The sequence below is a fragment of the Janthinobacterium lividum genome, from assembly GCF_011601275.1.
GTDB lineage: Bacteria > Pseudomonadota > Gammaproteobacteria > Burkholderiales > Burkholderiaceae_D > Janthinobacterium > Janthinobacterium lividum_E.
In genome coordinates this window covers 1-20,429 of the sequence record NZ_JAAOLY010000033.1, presented here as the reverse complement: position 1 = coordinate 20,429, position 20,429 = coordinate 1, and the positions used below count along the sequence as shown (strand labels likewise).

General features: G+C 62.5%; 21 protein-coding genes and 1 other RNA gene. 13 read left to right on the top strand and 9 right to left on the bottom strand.

Annotated features, from left to right (window positions below; translation table 11 throughout):
* Positions 1-9 precede the first annotated feature (9 nt).
* The 3 genes from GYK42_RS27915 (at position 10) to GYK42_RS27905 (ending at position 2,229) form a co-directional block, all read left to right on the top strand.
* Positions 10-435: a DNA polymerase III subunit chi gene (locus GYK42_RS27915; RefSeq protein WP_166450147.1), complete on the top strand. Its 426-nt coding sequence runs from the start codon at positions 10-12 to the stop codon at positions 433-435.
* Positions 432-809, top strand: coding sequence for a hypothetical protein (locus GYK42_RS27910; RefSeq protein WP_166450137.1), 378 nt, complete (start codon positions 432-434; stop codon positions 807-809). The genes GYK42_RS27915 and GYK42_RS27910 overlap by 4 nt, the downstream gene beginning before the upstream one ends.
* A 277-nt stretch (positions 810-1,086) precedes the next feature.
* Positions 1,087-2,229, top strand: a complete 1,143-nt coding sequence (locus tag GYK42_RS27905; protein ID WP_058050148.1) for a branched-chain amino acid ABC transporter substrate-binding protein — start codon at positions 1,087-1,089, stop codon at positions 2,227-2,229.
* On the opposite strand, the gene GYK42_RS27900 is transcribed toward GYK42_RS27905, so the two are convergent.
* Positions 2,222-3,124, bottom strand: coding sequence for a LysR family transcriptional regulator (locus tag GYK42_RS27900; protein ID WP_166450136.1), 903 nt, complete (start codon positions 3,122-3,124; stop codon positions 2,222-2,224). The genes GYK42_RS27905 and GYK42_RS27900 overlap by 8 nt on opposite strands.
* A gap of 91 nt (positions 3,125-3,215) precedes the next feature.
* Between GYK42_RS27900 and GYK42_RS27895 the strand changes: the two genes are divergently transcribed.
* Positions 3,216-4,217: an NAD-dependent epimerase/dehydratase family protein gene (locus GYK42_RS27895; protein ID WP_166450135.1), complete on the top strand. Its 1,002-nt coding sequence runs from the start codon at positions 3,216-3,218 to the stop codon at positions 4,215-4,217.
* Between the two features lie 21 nt (positions 4,218-4,238).
* Here the strand turns inward: GYK42_RS27895 and GYK42_RS27890 are convergent, their stop codons facing one another.
* Positions 4,239-4,550, bottom strand: coding sequence for a c-type cytochrome (locus GYK42_RS27890; RefSeq protein WP_034747381.1), 312 nt, complete (start codon positions 4,548-4,550; stop codon positions 4,239-4,241).
* A gap of 223 nt (positions 4,551-4,773) precedes the next feature.
* On the bottom strand, positions 4,774-6,639 hold the full coding sequence (ilvD, locus tag GYK42_RS27885) for a dihydroxy-acid dehydratase (RefSeq protein ID WP_166450134.1): 1,866 nt from the start codon (positions 6,637-6,639) through the stop codon (positions 4,774-4,776).
* A gap of 170 nt (positions 6,640-6,809) precedes the next feature.
* On the opposite strand from ilvD, the gene GYK42_RS27880 reads away from it, so the two are divergent.
* From GYK42_RS27880 to GYK42_RS27870, 3 genes are all read left to right on the top strand, one after another.
* The gene (locus GYK42_RS27880) at positions 6,810-7,721 is read left to right on the top strand and encodes a LysR family transcriptional regulator (protein WP_166450146.1); all 912 of its coding nucleotides are present in this window, start codon (positions 6,810-6,812) and stop codon (positions 7,719-7,721) included.
* A gap of 80 nt (positions 7,722-7,801) precedes the next feature.
* Positions 7,802-8,632 (top strand): prolipoprotein diacylglyceryl transferase, encoded by an 831-nt coding sequence (gene lgt, locus GYK42_RS27875; RefSeq protein ID WP_046686031.1) that lies wholly within the window; start codon positions 7,802-7,804, stop codon positions 8,630-8,632.
* Positions 8,633-8,792: 160 nt separating this feature from the next.
* Complete coding sequence (locus GYK42_RS27870; RefSeq protein ID WP_166450133.1) at positions 8,793-10,289, top strand: GGDEF domain-containing protein; 1,497 nt, start codon at positions 8,793-8,795, stop codon at positions 10,287-10,289.
* Here GYK42_RS27870 and GYK42_RS27865 read toward each other — a convergent pair.
* The 5 genes from GYK42_RS27865 to GYK42_RS27845 form a co-directional block, all read right to left on the bottom strand.
* A complete protein-coding gene (locus GYK42_RS27865) occupies positions 10,286-10,750 on the bottom strand; it encodes an EVE domain-containing protein (protein ID WP_166450132.1) in 465 nt (154 codons plus the stop codon). The two genes, GYK42_RS27870 and GYK42_RS27865, sit on opposite strands and share 4 nt — an antisense overlap.
* 91 nt (positions 10,751-10,841) lie before the next feature.
* Positions 10,842-11,019, bottom strand: a non-coding RNA gene (ssrS, locus tag GYK42_RS27860) — 6S RNA.
* Between the two features lie 54 nt (positions 11,020-11,073).
* The gene (locus GYK42_RS27855; protein WP_034747344.1) at positions 11,074-11,385 is read right to left on the bottom strand and encodes a cell division protein ZapA; all 312 of its coding nucleotides are present in this window, start codon (positions 11,383-11,385) and stop codon (positions 11,074-11,076) included.
* The gene (locus GYK42_RS27850) at positions 11,385-11,675 is read right to left on the bottom strand and encodes a DUF904 domain-containing protein (protein ID WP_306594795.1); all 291 of its coding nucleotides are present in this window, start codon (positions 11,673-11,675) and stop codon (positions 11,385-11,387) included. The genes GYK42_RS27855 and GYK42_RS27850 overlap by 1 nt, the downstream gene beginning before the upstream one ends.
* A gap of 129 nt (positions 11,676-11,804) precedes the next feature.
* Positions 11,805-12,551, bottom strand: a complete 747-nt coding sequence (locus GYK42_RS27845) for a hypothetical protein (protein ID WP_166450131.1) — start codon at positions 12,549-12,551, stop codon at positions 11,805-11,807.
* 534 nt (positions 12,552-13,085) lie between these two features.
* Between GYK42_RS27845 and groES the strand changes: the two genes are divergently transcribed.
* From groES to GYK42_RS27820, 5 genes are all read left to right on the top strand, one after another.
* Positions 13,086-13,376, top strand: coding sequence for a co-chaperone GroES (groES, locus tag GYK42_RS27840; protein ID WP_010400979.1), 291 nt, complete (start codon positions 13,086-13,088; stop codon positions 13,374-13,376).
* Positions 13,377-13,426: 50 nt separating this feature from the next.
* Complete coding sequence (groL, locus tag GYK42_RS27835) at positions 13,427-15,076, top strand: chaperonin GroEL (RefSeq protein WP_010400981.1); 1,650 nt, start codon at positions 13,427-13,429, stop codon at positions 15,074-15,076.
* A 222-nt stretch (positions 15,077-15,298) separates the two neighbouring features.
* On the top strand, positions 15,299-15,775 hold the full coding sequence (locus GYK42_RS27830; RefSeq protein ID WP_205711585.1) for a hypothetical protein: 477 nt from the start codon (positions 15,299-15,301) through the stop codon (positions 15,773-15,775).
* An 84-nt stretch (positions 15,776-15,859) separates the two neighbouring features.
* Complete coding sequence (locus GYK42_RS27825) at positions 15,860-16,417, top strand: GNAT family N-acetyltransferase (protein ID WP_166450130.1); 558 nt, start codon at positions 15,860-15,862, stop codon at positions 16,415-16,417.
* Positions 16,418-16,534: 117 nt separating this feature from the next.
* Positions 16,535-18,073: an oligopeptide:H+ symporter gene (locus GYK42_RS27820; RefSeq protein WP_166450129.1), complete on the top strand. Its 1,539-nt coding sequence runs from the start codon at positions 16,535-16,537 to the stop codon at positions 18,071-18,073.
* Between the two features lie 46 nt (positions 18,074-18,119).
* On the opposite strand, the gene GYK42_RS27815 is transcribed toward GYK42_RS27820, so the two are convergent.
* The gene (locus tag GYK42_RS27815) at positions 18,120-19,763 is read right to left on the bottom strand and encodes an alpha-D-glucose phosphate-specific phosphoglucomutase (protein WP_166450128.1); all 1,644 of its coding nucleotides are present in this window, start codon (positions 19,761-19,763) and stop codon (positions 18,120-18,122) included.
* A 168-nt stretch (positions 19,764-19,931) separates the two neighbouring features.
* Here GYK42_RS27815 and GYK42_RS27810 point away from each other — a divergent pair, with 168 nt between their 5' ends.
* Complete coding sequence (locus GYK42_RS27810) at positions 19,932-20,426, top strand: sigma-70 family RNA polymerase sigma factor (RefSeq protein WP_346768173.1); 495 nt, start codon at positions 19,932-19,934, stop codon at positions 20,424-20,426.
* Positions 20,427-20,429 lie beyond the last annotated feature (3 nt).

Below are 20,429 nucleotides of genomic sequence, written 5' to 3'. Positions count from 1 at the left end.
AGCAGCACCATGACCCGCGTCGATTTTCACAGCAACGTGCCGGACAAGCTGGCCTACGCCTGCCGCCTGGCGCGCAAGGCCTATATGGCAGGCAACAAGGTCGTCGTGCTGGTGGCCGACAGCGCCCAGCTCGAGGCCTTGAACAGCGCCATGTGGACCATTTCCGCCACGGATTTCCTGCCGCACGTGCTGGCCGGCGACCCGCTGGCGGCGCAAACGCCCATCATCCTGACCGATGACGAGGCGGCCGAGCTGCCCCATCACGACATCCTCGTCAACCTGTCGCAGCTGCCGCCGGCCAATTACGCGCGGTTCCAGCGCGTCTTCGAGATCGTTTCCATGGATGAGCAAGATGCGCAGGCGGGGCGCCAGCGCTTCCTGCACTACCGCCAGCAAGACGTGCAGCCGACCCACTTCGTGGCAGGCAAGACATGAGCCAGCAGCCATTCGACCAAGGCATTCCCCTGCTGACGGAGGTGCTGCTGGGGCCGGAAGTGCCCGAGGCCGTCGCGCCCGCTGAGGCGGCGCCTGCCGTCGAGGAAGCGCCAGCGTTGCCGCCTACGGTGGAGCAGCCCGACTGGGACGCCATCGAACAGCGGCTGACGCAGCGCATCCTGCACCAGGTGCAAGGCAAGATCGACCATCTGCTGGAAGAGCGCATCGCCCACGTCCTGCAGACGGCCCTGCAAAACGCCCTGATCGGCATGCGGGGGGCCTTGCGCGAAGACTTGCAGCAGTCGCTGGAGCAGATCGTGGCGCATGCGGTCAGTCACGAATTAGGACATCTGCATCCTCCCGCACGACCCTGAGCATCGCCAGCATCGTCGGGTTACGCGCTGCGCTAACCCGACCTACCGGACGTTCCCGACCTACCCTATTCTTCCCTGCAACGCCATTCTTTGGTGCGCTCGCGCCTGCGAAATCGGTGCATCGCGCCTCACTTTGGTGATTGTTGCGACAAAATGTAAAAAGCCCGAAATGCGGCTTTGCGCCGCCTGTTTTTTGTTGTACCTTTCTTCACACGTACCGCCCCTCGAAGCGGTTTTCACGAGACGCCGCCGTATCTTTATCCATTGGAGAATGTTTATGCTGCTCAAGACCAAAGTCCTTCCTCTCGCCCTCGCCCTCGCTTTTGCCGGCCATGCGGGCGCACAGGAAATCATCAAGATAGGCCACGTCGCCCCGGTCTCTGGCGCCAGCTCCCACCTGGGCAAGGATAACGAGAACGCGGCCAAGATGGCCATCGAAGACTTGAACGCCAAAGGCTTCAAGATCGACGGCAAGGCCGTGAAATTCGTGCTGGTACCCGAAGACGACGCAGCCGATCCCAAGCAGGGCACGGCCGTGGCGCAAAAGCTGGTCGACGCCAAGGTCAACGGCGTCGTCGGCCACCTGAATTCGGGCACGACGATTCCCGCCTCGCGCATTTACTTCAATGCCGGCATTCCGCAGATTTCGCCAGCGGCCACCAACCCGACGTACACCCAGCAGAAATTCAACACGGCCTTCCGCGTCGTCGCCAATGACAACAAGCTGGGCGGTACCCTGGGCTCGTATGCCGTGGGCAAGCTGCAGGCGAAGAAAATCGCCGTCATCGACGACCGCACGGCATACGGCCAGGGCGTGGCGGAACAGTTCGTCAAGGGCGCCAAAAAGGCGGCGCCCGGCGTGCAAATCGTCGGCAAGGAATTTACCAATGCCAACGCGACGGACTTCAATGCCATCCTGACCAGCATCAAGTCGAAAAATCCCGACCTGATCTTCTTTGGCGGCATGGATTCCGTGGGCGGCCCCATGCTGCGCCAGATGAAGGCGCTGGGCATCAAGGCCAAGTTCATGGGCGGCGACGGCCTGTGCACGGAACCGCTGGGCAAGCTGGCAGGCGACGCCGTGGGCGAAGACATGGTCACCTGCGCGGAAGCGGGCGGCGTGACGGGTGCGCAGCAAAAAGGCATGGACGATTTCCGCGCCCGCTACAAGCAAAAGTACAACATGGAAGTGCAGCTGTACGCGCCGTACGTCTACGATGCCGTGATGACCATGGCCACCGCCATGGCCGACGCCAAATCGTCGAAACCGTCCGTCTACCTGCCGTTCCTGGCCAAGGTGCACTACCAAGGCGTGACGGGCCCGATCTCGTTCGATGCCAACGGCGACATCAAGGATGGCGCGCTGACGCTCTTCACGTATCGGGACGGCAAGAAGACCAAGATGGAAGTGGTCAAATAAGCGGCTGCGTCGCCACGTAAGCCTGCAAGCCTTCGGCCAGCGCGTCGAAGGTGGCGCGGCAGCGCAGGCTGCCGCGCAAGTCTTCATGCATGGTGATCCAGGTTTCCATCGGTAGTGAAAACGCTTGTGGCAACACGCGCCGCAGGGCCGAGTCGCGCGCCGCCAGCCCCGCCTGGCATACGCCGATGCCGGCGCCCGCGCGGATCAGGGCCAGCTGCGCCAGGTCGCTGTCGCAGCGCCAGGCAAAGTGTTCCCGCGAAAAACCCTCGAATGCCGCGCCCGCGTTGCGCACGAAGGGGCTCGCCTCGTCGTAGCCGATGACGGCATAGCGCGCCAGGTCCTCCAGTGCCAGCGGCGTGCCGTGCCGCGCCAGGTAGTCCGCATGCGCATGCAGGCCCAGTTCAATATCGCCCACCTTGCGCGCCACCAGCTGTTCCTGGCGGGGCCTAAGCATGCGCACGGCGATATCCGCTTCCCGGCGCAGCAAATCCTGCACCTTGTTGCTCAATACCAGTTCGATGACCAGCTCCGGATGGCGTGCGCGCAAGCGGGCCAGGATGGGCGGCAGCACTTCCACGCCCACCACTTCGCTGGCCGCAATGCGCACGACACCGGCCACGCCCTGCCCCTGGCTGCTGGCGGCGCGTTCCATCAGCGCGGCAGTATGTTCCATGGTTTCCGCATGGGGCCGCAGCGCAAGGGCCACTTCCGTGGGGAGCAAACCCAGCTGGGAGCGTGTAAACAGGGTCGCGCCAAGCGCTTGCTCGAGCGCGGCAATATGCCGGCCGACGGTGGGCTGCGTGATGGCGAGCGCGCGTGCCGCGCCAGAAAGCGAGCCGTGCTTGAGCACGGCCAGCAGCGAGCGATAGTATTCCCAGGCAATCGAGGTAGTCATACATAAATGTATAGCCTGTGGTCGATGCTAGTCAATTCCCAATTAGCCTTGCAGGGCAGATACTGGCGTCATCAACCACACGGAGGACAATATGGACAAAACAGCATTGGTGCTGGGCGCCACGGGCGGCATCGGCGGCGAGATGGTGCGCCAGCTATTGGCGGCAGGCTGGCAGGTGCGCGCCTTGACGCGGGGAGCAACGCCATCGCCACGCGGCGATAACGTCGAGTGGCTGCGCGGCGACGCCCTGTCGCGCGCGGACGTGCTGGCGGCCGCCAAAGGCTGCGCCGTCATCGTGCACGCCGTCAACCCGCCCGGCTACCGGAACTGGGGCCAGCTGGTGCTGCCCATGCTCGACAACACGATTTCAGCGGCGATTGCCGAAAACGCCACCATCGTGTTGCCCGGCACCGTTTACAACTTTGGCCCCGACGCCTTTCCTGTGCTGACAGAAGACGCGCCGCAACGCCCGCTCACGCGCAAGGGCACCATCCGCGTGGAACTGGAAGCGCGGCTGGAATCGGCCAGCACGCAGGGCGCCAGGGTCATCATCGTGCGCGCGGGCGACTTCTTCGGCCCCCGCGCCGGCAATAACTGGTTTTCGCAGGGCCTGGTGAAACCGGGCCAGGGCGTGCGCAGCGTGCTGTATCCGGGCGCGCCCGGCGTGGGCCACCAGTGGTCCTACCTGCCCGACGTGGCGCGCACGATGGTGCAATTGCTGGCCATGCGCGCCACCTTGCCCCCATTCTCCCGCTTTCACATGGCCGGCCACTGGGACCACGACGGCCGGCAAATGACGGGGGCGATTGCCCGCGTGGTGGAACAAGCGACGGGAGCTGCGCCCGCCATACGGCGTTTCCCTTGGTGGCTGGTGACGCTGGCGTCGCCGTTCGTGGCGACCCTGCGCGAAATGCGCGAGATGCGCTATCTGTGGCAAACGCCTCTATCCATGGACAATGCGCGGCTGCTGGCCGTGCTGGGCCAGGAGCCGCATACGCCGCTCGACGAGGCGGTGCGGGCAACATTACAAGGCATGGGCAATCTGCAAAAGGTGGCGGGCAAAAAAAACGCACCGGGATTGCCGGCGCGCTAATTGCTGGTACTGCGGCACAGATTATTTCTGTGCCAGTACCCATTTGACCAGGGTGTGGGCTTCAGCATCGCTCACTTGCGGGTTCGCTGGCATCGGGATCGCGCCCCAGGTGCCGGAACCGCCCTTCATGACTTTCGCCACGAGCTTGTTTTCAGCGTCTTTCTGGCCAGCGTACTTGGCAGCCACGTCCTTGAACGCAGGGCCCACCAGTTTCGTGCTCACTGCGTGGCAAGCCATGCAGTTTTTTGCTTTCGCCAGGTCCGGATTGGCCAACGCTGCTTGCGATGCCAGAGCCGACACAGTCAATACACTCACCAACATAAAACGTTTCATTGTCTTTTCTCCAAAGTTACTTCCTGCGGCATTTTACTGTGTTTCCGCAGATGCACCACGAGCCCAGATCAAGCGTTTCAATGTAGTAACGCAGTGTAGTAGCGATTAGGCATTCATATTCTGCCCCATCTGCGCGTCCATGACCATGTTGTTTGTAAGGCGATGTAACGACAAGCGGCCCTGCGCAGTGGATCGGGGCCGGCTGTCTTACCTGCGCAACAGATCAGCGCTTCTTCAACTGCGAGAGGTCGCGCACGCCGCCCCGGTCGGCTGACGTCGTCAGCGCCGCATACGCCTGCAGCGCCTGCGATACATAGCGCTCGCGGTTGACGGGCAGCCAGGCGGCGTCGCCCTTCGCTTCCATGGCGGCGCGGCGCGCGGCCAGTTCCGCATCCGTCACGCGCAGGTTGATGGTGCGTTCGGGGATGTCGATGTCGATGAAGTCGCCCTCTTCCACCAGGCCGATGGCGCCGCCTTCGGCCGCTTCCGGCGAGGCGTGGCCGATTACCAGGCCCGAGGAACCACCGGAGAAGCGCCCGTCCGTGAACAGCGCGCACGCCTTGCCCAGGCCCTTCGATTTGATGTACGAGGTCGGGTACAGCATTTCCTGCATGCCGGGACCGCCTTTCGGGCCTTCGTAGCGGATGATGACGACGTCGCCTTCATGCACCGTGTCCTCCAGGATGGCAGCGACGGCCGCGTCCTGGCTTTCGAACACGCGCGCCTTGCCAGAGAACTTCAAGATGCTTTCATCAACGCCCGCCGTCTTGACGATGCAGCCCTTTTCGGCCAGGTTGCCGTACAAGACGGCCAGGCCGCCGTCCTGCGAATAGGCGTGGGCCTTGTCGCGGATGCAGCCGGTGGCACGGTCCGTATCCACGCTAGCGAAACGCTCCGACTGCGAGAACGCCGTCTGCGTCGGCACGCCGCCCGGGGCGGCGCGGAACAGTTCGTGCACGGCCGGATCATCGGTGCACTTGATGTCGTTTTGCGCGATGGCGTCGGCCAGGGTCGGCGCGTGGATGGTCGGCAGAGTGGTGTTGAGCAGGCCGGCGCGCGCCAGTTCGCCCAGGATGCCCACGATGCCGCCCGCGCGGTGCACGTCTTCGATATGGTATTTGTCCGTCATCGGCGCGACCTTGCACAGGCACGGCACCTTGCGCGAGATGCGGTCGATGTCGGCCATCGTGAATTCCACTTCCGCTTCGTGCGCGGCGGCCAGCAGGTGCAGCACGGTGTTGGTCGAGCCGCCCATGGAGACATCGAGCGCCATGGCGTTTTCAAAAGCGGCCTTGGTGGCGATCGAGCGTGGCAGCACCGAGTAGTCATCCTGCTCGTAGTGGCGCTTGGCCAGTTCGACGATCAGGCGGCCCGCGCGCAGGAACAGCTGCTGGCGGTCCGAGTGCGTGGCCAGGATGGTGCCGTTGCCGGGCAGGGCCAGGCCCAGCGCCTCGGTCAAACAGTTCATCGAGTTGGCCGTGAACATGCCGGAGCAGGAACCGCAGGTCGGGCAGGCCGAACGTTCGATTTCCGCCACGTCGGCGTCGGACACGGTGCTGTCGCCCGCCTTGATCATGGCGTCGACCAGGTCCAGCTTGATGATCTTCTGCGTGCCGTTGACCACCTTGACGACCTTGCCCGCTTCCATCGGCCCGCCGGAAATAAACACGACGGGGATATTGATGCGCATGGCGGCCATCAGCATGCCCGGCGTGATCTTGTCGCAGTTCGAGATGCAGACCATGGCGTCGGCGCAGTGGGCGTTGACCATGTATTCGACGGAGTCGGCGATCAGGTCGCGCGACGGCAGCGAATACAGCATGCCGCCATGCCCCATGGCGATGCCGTCATCGACGGCGATGGTGTTGAATTCCTTGGCCACGCCGCCGGCCTTTTCGATTTCGCGCGCCACCATCTGGCCCAGGTCCTTCAGGTGCACGTGGCCGGGCACGAACTGGGTGAACGAGTTGACGACGGCGATGATCGGCTTGTCGAAGTCGCCGTCCTTCATGCCGGTGGCGCGCCACAGGGCGCGGGCGCCAGCCATGTTGCGGCCGTGGGTGGTGGTGCGGGAGCGGTATTGCGGCATGATGGACCTTCCAAAAGTGTTGGTGCCTGACTGTGCGGATCTGCAGTAAAACCCTGCATGCAGCGGGGGTACGCCAGATTGCCTTGCGCGCGCCCCACTGTCAAATATATGATGCGCGTGCCTGTGAGTTGTTTTACATATCACAGCAATCAATTCACATGGAAACATATATGAATCTGGAGCTGCGCCAGCTGCGCTACTTTGTCACCGTCGCCGAGGAATTGCACTTCGGCCGCGCCGCCGCGCGCCTGCACATGACGCAGCCGCCCCTGTCGCAAACCATCATGGCCCTGGAAGAACTGCTGGGCGCGCCACTATTCGTGCGCACCCGGCGCGAGGTGCAGCTGACGCCGGCCGGCACGGCCCTGCTGCCCGAGGCGCGCAGACTGCTGGCGCAGGCGCAGGATTTACCCGCGCTGGTGCGGCGGGCCGCGCAGGGCGAGGCGGGGCGTCTGAGCCTGGCCTTTGTCTCGTCGGCCGACTACAGCGTGCTGCCGCCCCTGCTGCGCGCCTACCGCGCCGCGTATCCGCAGGTGCAGATCCAGTTACAGGAAGCCACGTCCGACCTGCAGCTTGATGAACTGCTGGCCGGGCGCACCGATGCAGGGCTGTTGATCCCGCCGCTGCCCGAGAAGGCGAAAGAGGCGCTCGACTACCTGCCCGTGCTGGCCGAGCCGCTGGTGCTGGCCGCGCCATCCGGCCTGGGCATTTTGAATACACCGGGTCCCGTGCGCCTGCGCGACCTGCCGCCGCTGCCGCTGATCATTTTTCCGCGCGCCATCTCGCCCGCCCTGCACGACGCGATCCTCGGCGTCTTCCGCGCGGCTGGCATCACGCCGCAGATCGGCCAGGAAGCGATCCAGATGCAGACCATCGTCAGCCTCGTCTCGGCTGGCATGGGCATCGCGCTTGTGCCACAATCGGTATCGAATCTGATGCGCCCGGGCGTAGAATACAGGCCGCTGCAGGACGCCACGCCGCTGGTGGAAACGGGCCTGGCCTGGCGCCGCGACAACCCGTCCACCGTGCTGCAGGGATTCCTGGCGCTGCTGCGCAAGCAGATCAACGCTACCACCAGTTAAATTAAGTGGCCGCTAAGACAAAAAACCGCAAGCGCCCCCATACTACGCAACCTTGGCTTTAAACAAAGAAAGAAACCCCCATGCTGATACACCCGATGCCCGACCCGATAGCCATCCAGATCGGCCCGCTCGCCGTGCACTGGTACGGCCTGATGTATGTGCTGGCCTTTGCCCTGTTCATTATCCTGGGCAGAGTGCGCATCAAGCAGCCGCACATCGCCGTACTGGGCTGGAAGAAGGAAGACCTCGATGACATGCTGTTCTACGGCATGCTGGGCGTGGTGATCGGCGGGCGCCTGGGTGAAGTGCTGTTCTACCGTCCCGAATACTTCATGCACAATCCACTCGAGATCTTCATGGTCTGGCATGGCGGCATGTCCTTCCATGGCGGCTTCCTCGGCGTCATCCTGGCCATGTACCTGTGGAGCCGCAAGGCGGGCCGCAACCTGTTCGACGTGCTCGACTTCATCGCGCCGCTGGTGCCGCTCGGCTACGCGGCCGGCCGCCTGGGCAACTTCATCAATGCCGAACTGCCCGGCCGCATCGCCCCGGACACCCTGCCGTGGGCCATGCAGTGGCCAGGCATTCCGTATCCCGTGCACCCGTCGCCGATCTACCAGATGCTGGTCGACGGCATTTTGGTGTTCATCATCCTGTGGCTGTTTGCGCGCAAGCAGCGCCCGCGCATGGCCGTGGGCGCCATGTTCACCCTGCTGTACGGCTGCGCGCGCTTCTTCACGGAATACTTCCGCACGCCGGACTGGGAAGTCGTGTGGCTGGGCGTGCCGATCACCTCGGGCCAGATGCTGTCCCTGCCGATGATCGTCGGCGCCATCGCCCTGCTGGTGTGGGCATATAAAAGCCAGGTGATGGGCACCCCGCCCACCAAGGCGCGTCCGGTAAATACGTAAAAGCATAGTTCTTCCGGTGGCGCGCCAGACAGGTGCGCCACCCTCCCCCCCTCTCCAGCAACATTTCCCTAAAAATAGCAAAATTTCCATATGGAATGGACTTGCTGTTGACATCTGGGTATCATCGTTTTCACGTGCCGCCACTGGGGAGTGCCTTGCCATGCCGCCTGCCAGGCAAAAACTGACATGTTCAATTGCGCTGGGCGCCTGCTATGTGCTGGCGCAGCTGGCCTTGACGGCGTGGGCCGGCACGCGTGCCCCCTGGGTCAGCTATGCGTTCAACATCGTCGCGCCCTTGCTGGCGCTGGCCGCCTGTTGCCGCTGCGCCTATGTCAGCGCGGCAGGCGCGGCCAGGACAGGCTGGGCCCTGTTCGCCGTGGCCATGCTGTTCTGGAGCACGGGCATGATATTGTCGGCCTGGCAAGACCTGAGCGGACAGGTGGCATCCGACGCCACATATTTTTCCGATTTCGCCTATTTCATGTATGGCGCCCCCCTGCTGCTGGCCATGTCGTCCGTGACGCACCACCATCCTTCGCGCACATTGCAATGGCTCGATGCCGTGCAGGTGCTGCTGGCGGCCTACCTGGCCTATACGGCCATCTTTTCCGTGTCGCCATTCGACCAGCGCTCGATCGCGCCGATTCCCGCCAGCCTGCTGGTGCTGACCTACAACGTGGAAAACCTGGCCCTGGCCTGCTGCGCTTCACTTCGCCTGCTGGCGCACCGCCGCGATGGCGGACAAGGCCGCTTTTACCTGCTGCTGACGGTGTTCTTATGGTGCTATGCGGGCTGTGCGGCCGCGTACAACTATCTGACATTGCATGGCGTGACGCAAGCATGGAGCGAAGTGCTGCCCAGCCTGCCGTTCCTGACCTTGGTGCTGTTGGCCACGCGCGTCACGACGGCGCAGTCCGGGGCGGAAAGTAGACAGGCGCAGCAGACCCCGCAAAAGCTGACCCTGCTGATCGACAATTTCAGTCCCATCTTCTTTACGGCCGCCTTGCTGGGCCTGGGCTTTGCCGTCATGCGCACGCATTTCTACCTGGCGGCGGCGTCGCTGTTCGTCGCGCTGCTGGTACACGCGCTGCGCTCGGCCACCTTGCAAAGCCGCTACATGCAAAGCGAACTGGCCTTGCGCGCGGCGCATGACAAACTGGAAAAGCTGTCGCTGACGGATGGCTTGACGGGCATCGCCAACCGGCGCTGCTTCGACCAGACATTGCAGCTGGAATGGCAGCGTGCCGCGCGCAACCATCAAGAGCTGGCGCTGCTGATCATCGATATCGATTTCTTCAAAAGCCTCAACGATACTTTCGGCCACCCGTATGGCGACGCCTGCCTGGTGCGGATCGCCGCTGCCCTGCACTCGGCGCTGCCACGCGCCAGCGACCTGGCGGCCCGCTTCGGCGGCGAGGAGTTTGCCGCCATCCTGCCCGCCACCGATGGCGACGGCGCACTGGCCGTGGCGCACAAGATGCAGGAAGCGATCGCCGCGGCCGCCATCGTCCACGCGCCGTCGCGCGGCGGCCTGGTGACGGCCAGCATCGGCCTGGCCTTGAGTGACGCAGGACAGACGCCGGAACAATTGCTGGCCGCCGCCGACCAGGCCCTGTACCGGGCCAAGCAGAATGGCCGCAACCGGGTCGAGTGCTAACTTGTCAGTTTGTTTGTAATCACTTTCCATTGCGCCGGCGTCACGGGCGTGATCGACAGCCGGCTGCCCTTCTTGAGCAGCAGCATGTCTTCCAGTTCCGGCATCTGGCGCATCTCGGACAGGGGCAGCAGCGCCGTCTTCTTCACGCCGCGCACGTCGACGCTGATCCAGCGCGGCTGTTCCTGTGTGGCCTTCGGGTCGAAGTATTTGCCGCCCTCTTCAAACTGGCTGTGATCGGGATACGCGCCGCTGGCCACTTCGGCCACGCCCGCCACGCCCGGCTGCGGGCAGCTCGAGTGATAGAACAGCACGCCATCGCCCGGCTGCATGCCATCGCGCATGAAATTGCGTGCCTGATAGTTGCGCACGCCAAACCACGGCATGGTGTGCTTGGGCGCCGCCATCAGGTCATCGATGCTCACTTCATCGGGTTCGGATTTCATCAGCCAATATTGTTTCATGTAGACTCCGTATCAAAGCGACAGGCGTAAAAAAAACGGTTGCGCATCAATGCTGCAACCGTTTTCAGTTGTACTACCAAGTTACTGCGAATTAGGCCCCGCCTGTGCCGCTATGCCGGCATCCCGAACCAAACGGTTCAAGGTGGTCACGTTAGTTCAATTTCGGGTTCGTCGAACGAGCGACGCTCACTCCCATCAAACAAAATTCGCAACCGATGCGCATAAATGGTTCAAGGAATATATGGCAATCGCGAACACCGCAGGGTAGACCCAAGTTTACTCCTTTGATCGCGCATCGCAAAGAAAAATCGTCGCGTACGCGCTTAAAAAAGGTTTTCCTGGGGCGTCAGCGCGCTATCCAATACCGTGTGCATGGCCGAGATTTTCTGCTTCACTTCCAGGATCGTCAATTCCGACAACGGACCTTGCGGCGACTTCACGGAAAGGAACTCCGCGGCCACGCCCAGGGCGGCCAGCACGGCGATGCGGTCGTTGCCCTTGACCTTGCCCGCGTCGCGGATGGCTTTCATTTTGCTATCGAGATAGATCGCCGCTTCGCGCAGCGCGCGCTCTTCGCCGTCGCGGCACACCATGCTGTAGGACTGGCCCATGATATTGACATCGACACGCGGCATTACGCTTCCTTCTCGTTCTCGGCAATATAGGCGCCCGCTTCCGAAGCGGCTTGCTCCAGGCCGGCTTGCACCAGTTCGGGAATTTTTTCCAGCAAGGCCTCGACCCGCTCCTGCGCTTCGCGCATGCGCTGCACGTACAGGGCGTTCTCGGCGGCCAGCGCGGCATTGTCCTTGCGCAGTTGCGCGTTTTCACGACGCAGCGCATGGGTCATTTCGGCCAGCAGGCCTATTTTGTCGGATAATTCGTTGAATTCGGAAATCATCCCGCCACTATAGGGCGGACGCTCCATGGGCGTCAATCGAATCACGCCGCTGTCACACATATTTACATCAATGCAGGGCAGTTGGCGGACAATACACACTTTTTCCGGCGCTTTTCGCCAAGTGCGCGCATCTTCCGGTGCCGCGATGGCAGCGTTTTACTCGTCGACGTAATCGGGTTCGATATCGAGCCCGCCATAGCGGTTTTCGCAAGAGCGGCGCGTCAGCGTCTGTTGTCCACCCTTGCCATCAAGCACCATTGTCAAATCGCGGCAAGTACGGCTGTAGCTGCCAGGTTTGGCATCCGTGCCCGAGGGCGTCAGGCGCACTGCCAGCGGTACCGCATTGCCCAGTCCCTTGTTGCTCCACTGGCGCGTCTTGCCATCCTCTTCATCTTTCACGGTGCGCACGGCCGCCTTCAGCAGCGATGCCTGCTCTTTCGCGTTCAGCTTGGCGACCGTCACGTCGGACAGGAAGGGCGGATACACGACGGGCGCCGGATCCTTGCCCTGCACATCCCAGCGTCCGCTGTTCTGCGAGCACGTACGGCGGCTCAGGTCTTGCGACTTGTCGCCCGCCGTGACGACGAATTTCAGGTCGCGGCAGATGTGCGCCTTCAGGCTGTGTTCCGTCATGCCGGAGTTGCTGAAGTTATATGTGACCTTCACCCGCACGCCGCTGTCGCCGCCGCTGTCCCACACGTGCGCTTCCTGGTCGTCGTCATCCTTGTTCAGATCGTTGAACAGGTCACCCAGCAGCGTTTCCTTTTGCTGCGGCGTCAGGGCCGCCACGGTGATCTCGTCGGCGATGGTGGGCGTTTGCGCGGCGGCATTGCCCAGGCAGGCGAGGCCGATGAGGGTGGCGCCCAGCAGGCGCAGGGCGGGACGGGAAGTGGTCGATGGCATGGTGTGCTTTCTCGTGCAGATGATGATATGTAGCGATATTGATATGCAATTGCAATCATCTTATCAAAGTCCATAGTAAAACTCTGTTTCCTGTGCGTACAGGAACGCCCTTCCCCTGACGGGCATGCTAGAGTCGCGCCTGTTGCTGACGCCCGGGAACGAGGCTTGCGTTTGCGCAAACCCTGCGTAAATGCAGGCTGCGCAGAACGTCTAAGCTTATCTTCCCGGAGAATAAGCCCTTGAATAAGCCCCCTACCGTCCCTATAATTAGCACTCGTTAGTAGAGAGTGCTAACAAACTCTTTCGTAGCAATCCTCAGGACATGATGGTGTCTGCCGGGCAACAGCAGGGAACGCTACGCGGCGGGCGACGCCGCGATGCCACCACTGCCTAGCCGGTACGCACTCGATGACATGGGGTTTGCTTGACCGTTGCGGGCTGCTTTCAACGGCGGTCACTGAAAGCACGCCTGGCGCTGTGCCAGGCATGTATTCATTTAGCAACACCTATCCATTGAACTTTAAGGAGTTTTGTATGAATCTGCGCCCATTGAACGATCGCGTCATCGTCAAACGCCTCGACCAGGAAACCAAAACTGCGTCCGGCCTCATCATTCCTGATGCAGCTGCTGAAAAACCGGATCAAGGCGAAGTCCTTGCCGTAGGCAATGGCAAGATTCTCGACGACGGCAAAGTGCGTCCTCTGGATGTCAAAGTGGGCGACCGCGTCCTGTTCGGCAAGTACGCTGGCCAAACCGTCAAAGTTGACGGCGATGAGCTGCTGGTCATGCGCGAAGAAGACATCATGGCGATCGTCGTCAAGTAATTGTTTCCACGTTGTAGACAGATACATCCCGAAACTCAGGAGAATTGAACATGGCAGCTAAAGAAGTAGTATTCGGCGACGCAGCGCGCGCCAAGATGGTCGAAGGCGTCAATATCCTCGCCAACGCAGTCAAAGTAACCTTGGGCCCGAAAGGCCGCAACGTTGTCCTGGAGCGCTCGTTCGGCGCCCCTACCGTCACCAAGGATGGTGTGTCGGTAGCGAAAGAAGTTGAACTCAAAGACAAGCTCATGAACATGGGCGCGCAAATGGTCAAGGAAGTTGCTTCCCGCACCAGCGACAACGCCGGTGACGGCACCACCACCGCAACCGTGCTGGCACAAGCCATCGTGCGCGAAGGCATGAAGTTCGTTGCCGCCGGCATGAACCCGATGGACCTGAAGCGCGGTATCGACAAAGCTGTTGCAGCAACCGTCGAAGAACTGGCGAAAATCGCCCGTCCTTGCACCACGACCAAAGAAATCGCCCAAGTTGGCGCGATCTCGGCGAACTCGGACTACTCGATCGGCGAGCGTATCGCTGAAGCGATGGAAAAAGTCGGCAAAGAAGGCGTCATCACCGTGGAAGACGGCAAGTCGCTGAACGACGAGCTGGACATCGTTGAAGGCATGCAGTTCGACCGCGGCTACCTGTCGCCATACTTCATCAACAACCCAGAGAAACAAGTTGCCGTACTGGACAGCCCATTCGTCCTGCTGTGCGACAAGAAAATCTCGAACATCCGTGACCTGCTGCCGGTACTGGAACAAGTCGCAAAAGCTGGCCGTCCACTGCTGATCATCGCGGAAGACATCGAAGGCGAAGCGCTGGCCACCCTGGTTGTGAACAACATCCGCGGCATCCTGAAAACTTGCGCAGTGAAAGCACCTGGCTTCGGCGACCGCCGCAAAGCCATGCTGGAAGACATCGCTGTCCTGACCGGCGGCCAAGTGATCGCTGAAGAAGTTGGCCTGACCCTGGAAAAAGTGACCCTGGCCGAACTGGGCCAAGCGAAACGCATCGAAGTGGGCAAGGAAAACACCATCGTCATCGATGGCGCCGGCGAAGCTGCCTCGATCGAAGCACGCGTGAAACAAGTGCGTGTACAGATCGAAGAAGCGACCTCGGACTACGACCGTGAAAAACTGCAAGAGCGCGTCGCCAAACTGGCGGGCGGCGTTGCCGTGATCAAGGTTGGCGCAGCCACCGAAGTCGAAATGAAAGAGAAAAAAGCCCGCGTTGAAGATGCACTGCACGCTACCCGCGCTGCCGTGGAAGAAGGCATCGTGCCAGGCGGCGGCGTAGCCCTGCTGCGCGCACGCGCCAACATCACGGTCAAGGGCGACAATCCTGATCAAGACGCTGGTATCAAGATCGTCCTGCGCGCAATGGAAGAGCCACTGCGCATGATCGTGCAAAACGCTGGCGAAGAAGCTTCGGTCGTCGTGGCAGCCGTACTGGCTGGCACGGGCAACTACGGCTACAACGCTGCCAACGGCACGTATGGCGACATGGTTGAAATGGGCGTCCTGGACCCAGCCAAAGTGACCCGTTCGGCGCTGCAAAACGCCGCTTCGATCGCTTCGCTGATGCTGACAACCGACTGCATGGTCTGCGAAATCGCTGACGACAAGGCAGGCGGCGGCATGGGCGGCGGCATGGGTGGTATGGGCGGCATGGGCGGCATGGACGGCATGATGTAATGTCCTGCGGCCAGTCGCGCAGGCGACGGCGCGACCGGCCGCATACGCAGGGACAGGACTGGCAGACCAAAAGCTGCCAGCGCCTGCCCGGCGGCCCCGAAAGCCACCTTCTACGGAAGGTGGCTTTTTTTCGTCTTTCTTCCAAGCAATTCCAATCATTGCCCGCCTGCCTGTTTTGCTTTAGCATGGCCGCCATCGTCCCTCTTTCGCACACCCGCCATCATGTCGCCACGCGCCTCTACTTCCAAAACCACCATCATCGCCGGCATCCTGGCCGGCTTGCTGGCCGCCGGGCTCGGCGCCTTTTACGTGCACGAGCAATCCGCGCCGCGCGATGACCATGCCCCTGGCACCAGCGCCAACACGGCGGCGCCAGAGAAGAACGCGCGCGCCGTCGATGCCTTGATGGCTTTGCCGGAAATCAAGGCCTGGTCGGCGCATATCGAAAAGGCCTCGGGCGGCCGCGCCCACGGCGCCGTGATGGAAACGTCGCCGGAAGCACGCCTCATCGATGGCCAGCCCTACTATGACCTGAACTTTGTGGAAAACACGCCGGATGCGGCGCACCGCTGGGAAAGTTTCGTCGTCTCCCAGGATGGCAAGCGCATCCTCGTCGACGACATCGTCAGCGGTGAGCTGATCAGCCTGGAACAATGGCGCAAGGACAACGCGCCCATGCAGCGCATCGCCACGCAATAAATCCCTACGGCGCCCCTTGCGGCGGGATGCTTGCGTTGCAGCGCAAGCTTTACTTTCTGGCATCGAAGACCGATACTCGCCCACATGCCCGCCATCACTGTCCGCCCCCTCACGCCAGACGACGCCTGCGCCTACCGCGCGCTGCGCCTGGCCGGCATCGCCGAACTGCCTGCCGCCTTCTGCACCACGCATGCGGCGGAAAGCGGCTTGCCGCTGGCACGGATAGCCGAACGCCTGCGCGCCACATCGCACCAAATAATATTTGGCGCTTTCGACAAGGAACAATTGATCGGCATTGCCGGCCTGCGCCGCGAACCGATTGCCGTCGTGCATGACAAGGCCAGCCTGTGGAGCGTGTACGTGGCGTCGCAGGCGCGCGGGCGCGGCGCGGGACGGCAACTGGTGCAGGCGGCTATCGCGCAAGCTTGCAGCGTACCCGAACTGGCCCGCGTGCGCCTGGCCGTGCCGCAGGACAACCACGCGGCATTGACCCTGTACCTGGCTTGCGGTTTTAGCCTGGAGGACAGCCCCGCATCGGATGGCATGCTGCAAATGCAACTATTACTGCCCCGCCCTGCCCTTGCAAGTGCCGAAAGTAATGTCTTTATGAAAATCAATACCTTACAAATCCCTGCGAAATAACGGACAGGCCGTTTTTTCTGTTGCAAGCAAACGCGGCAGGCCTTAGCATCGCGGCTTACAAAAAAAACTTGGGGAGAGCCAATGTCATCGGCCGAGACACAAACCGCCACGGGCAAAATGCCCCGGCAAATACCGTACATCATCGCCAACGAAGGCTGCGAACGCTTCAGCTTTTACGGCATGCGCAACATCCTGACGCCATTCCTCATCAGCACCTTGCTGCTGATGATCCCGATCGACCAGCGCACGGGCGAAGCCAAGCACGTGTTCCACACCTTCGTCATCGGCGTATATTTCTTTCCGCTGCTGGGCGGCTGGCTGGCCGACCGCTTCTTCGGCAAGTACAACACCATCTTCTGGCTCAGCCTTGTGTATTGCGCCGGCCATGCCTGCCTGGCCCTGTTTGAAAACAGCGTCAACGGCTTCTATTTCGGCCTGTTCCTGATCGCCTTCGGTTCCGGCGGCATCAAGCCGCTCGTGGCCTCGTTTGTCGGCGACCAGTTCGACCAGACCAACAAGCACAAGGCCAAGCTGGTCTTCGACCTGTTCTACTGGATCATCAACTTCGGCTCCTTCTTCGCCTCGCTGCTGATGCCGATGTTCCTGCGCGACTTTGGCCCATCGATCGCCTTCGGCATCCCCGGCCTGATGATGCTGGCCGCCACCCTTGTCTTCTGGATGGGCGCCAAGAAATACGTGCACGTGCCGCCAGCACCGCCGAACCCCGATTCATTCACCCGCGTGGCCCGCACCGCCCTGCTGGCGCGTGTCGATGGAGGTTCGCGTCCCGGCCTGTACGTGGCCTACGTCGGCGTGATCGGCGCCCTGTATGCTTTCTACAGCATCCCGGAATGGGGCTTCGTGATTTCCGCGTGTACCGCGCTGGTATTGCTGCTGGCCTTCGGCAGCATCGGCACGGCCATGCAGCTGGAACGCGCACGCGGCATCCACCCTGACGAAGCAGTCGAAGGCGTGCGCGCCGTGCTGCGCATCCTCGTCATCTTCGCCCTCGTCACGCCGTTCTTCTCGCTGTTCGACCAGAAGGCCTCGACGTGGATCGTGCAAGCGAACACCATGGAAAAACCAAGCTGGTTCCTGCCGGCGCAGATGCAGGCGCTGAACCCGATGCTGGTGATGCTGCTGATCCCGTTCAACAACCTGGTGCTGTACCCGATGCTCAACCGCTTCGGCCTGGAAGCGACGGCCCTGCGCCGCATGACGGCCGGTATCGGCTTTTCCTCGCTGGCGTGGATCGTCATTGGCCTCTTGCAACTGGCCCTCGACAGCGGCAACGCCGTCTCCATCATGTGGCAGATCCTGCCGTACGCCCTGCTGACGTTCGGCGAAGTGCTGGTCTCGGCGACTGGGCTGGAGTTTGCCTACAGCCAGGCGCCCGTGTCGATGAAGGGCGCCATCATGAGCTTCTGGAATCTGTCGACCACGGTGGGCAACCTGTGGGTGCTGATCGTCAACCGTAGCGTCATGAACGAAGGCGTGATCGGCAAGATCGCCGAAAGCGGCATCAGCGTGACGGCCTTCCAGATGTTCTTCTTCGCCGCCTTTGCCGCCGTGGCCATGCTGGCCTTCGGCCTGTATGCGAAGCGCTACAAGATGGTGGACAACTACCGCCAGACGGCCATCCCGGCAAAAGCATGATGCCGGTTTGATCTGACGTAAAAAGGGCGCCCTCGGGCGCCCTTTTTTACGTCGTCACGCTCGGCGCGTCGCGCCCCGTGCGCGCGCGGATCTGCGCCACCTGCTCGGCCACCGCGATCAGTCCCGCCAGCGCTTCCTGGGTCGGGATGGCGTGCCGGGTCGGATCGGCCTCAAAGCGTTCCAGGTACAGGCGCAGGGTGGCGCCTTCGGTGCCCGTACCGGACAGGCGCAGCACGATGCGCGCGCCATCCGTCATGATGATGCGGATGCCCTGCTGCGTGGCCACGGAGCCGTCGACGGGGTCCGTGTAGCTGAAGTCGTCGGCCAGCGCCACCGTGTAGCCATTGACTACCTGGCCCGGCAAGGCGGCCAGCTGGCCGCGCACGGCGTCCATCAGCTGCGCCGCAGCGGCGCTGTCGATGTCTTCGTAGTCGTGGCGCGAATAATAGTTGCGGCCATACGTGGCCCAGTGCGCGCGCACGATGTCTTCCACCGATTGTTTTTTTGCTGCCAGCAGGTTGAGCCAGAACAGCACGGCCCACAGGCCATCCTTTTCGCGCACGTGGTTCGAGCCCGTGCCATAGCTTTCTTCGCCACACAGGGTGGCCATGCCGGCGTCGAGCAGGGTGCCGAAGAATTTCCAGCCCGTCGGCGTCTCGTAGCAGGGGATGCCCAGCGCGACGGCAACCCGGTCGGCCGCGCCCGACGTCGGCATGGAGCGGGCGATGCCGGACAAGCCGGCGCGGTAGCCGGGCGCCACGCTGGCGTTGGCGGCCAGGATGGCCAGACTGTCCGAAGGCGTGACGTCGAAGCGCCGGCCGACGATCATGTTGCGGTCGCCGTCGCCATCGGAGGCGGCGCCAAAATCAGGAGCTGCATTGCCACCATCGCCGGCCGCCATGATGGCAATCAATTCCTGCGCGTTGACGGGATTCGGGTCCGGATGGCCGCCACCGAAGTCTTCCAGGGGCACGCCGTTGATGACGCTGCCCTTCGGCGCGCCCAGCATGCCTTCCAGGATGGCTGTCGCATACGGGCCGGAGACGGCGTGCATGCCGTCAAAGCAGATACGCAAGCCGCCCGCGAACAGGGCGCGGATGGCGCCGAAATCGAACAGCTGCTGCATCAGTTCCGCGTAGTCCGCGACGGAATCGATCACCTCGACCGTCATCTGCTCGATGCGCACGGTGCCCAGTTTGTCGAGGTCGATGTCGGCCGCGTCGCTGATGCGGTATTCGGCGATGGTTTGCGTACGGGCGTAGATGGCCTCGGTGATTTTTTCGGGCGCCGGGCCGCCATTGGCGATGTTGTACTTGATGCCGAAGTCGCCATCGGGGCCGCCCGGATTATGGCTGGCCGACAGGATGATGCCGCCGCTGGCGCCATGCTTGCGGATCACGCAGCTGACGGCCGGCGTCGACAGGATGCCGCCCTGTCCCAGCAGCACGCGCGCGTAGCCGTGCGCGGCGGCCATGCGCAGCACCGTCTGGATGGCCGCGCGGTTGTAGTAACGCCCGTCGCCGCCCAGCACCAGGGTCTGGCCGCGGCAATCGCCCAGCGTGTCAAACACGCTTTGCACGAAGTTTTCCAGGTATTGCGGTGCGCTGAAGACGGCTACCTTCTTGCGCAAGCCAGAGGTGCCGGGGCGCTGGCCAGCCATCGGCGCCGTATTGATCATATGAATAGCCATGTTGCCTCCCTATTAACTTCCCATGTTATCCGATGCCGGCCAAGGGGCAAAGCGTTGTACGCCTGCCACGGTGCGGCAAACCGCTTAGCGCGACATCCCGGCATGCAATATAATGAGAATCATTCTCATATGCGGCATTCCTGGCTGCGGACTCATACATCGGACGCCGTGGTTGCACGCTATTACCAAGAACTGTTGAACTTTTGCTGGCGCAGCTTGCGCAACCGCGAGGCTGCCTTGGACCTGGTGCAGGAAAGCTATGCGCGCGTGCTGGGCGAACAGGCCGTGCGCGAACCGCGCGCGCTGCTGTACCGCGCGGCGCGCAACCTGCTGGTCGACCAGCACCGCCGCGCCGCCCTGCGCCAGCACGAGGCGCTCGACGCCTTGCCGGAAGCCGCGCATCCGGCAGGGCCGCTGCATTTGCAGCCGGAACAGGCGCTCGAAAGCAGCCAGGACTGGCAAGCCTGCGTGGCCGCCATCGACGCCCTGCCGCCGCGCTGCCGCGACGCCTTCGTGCTGCACATATTCGAGGAATTGCCGCACGCGCAGATCGCCGCGCGCATGGGCATTTCCGTGAGCATGGTGGAAAAACATATCGCGCGCGGCATGCTCAGTTGCCGGGCGCAGTTGCTGCAGTTGCATTCTTTGCGGGAAGCCACATAATGG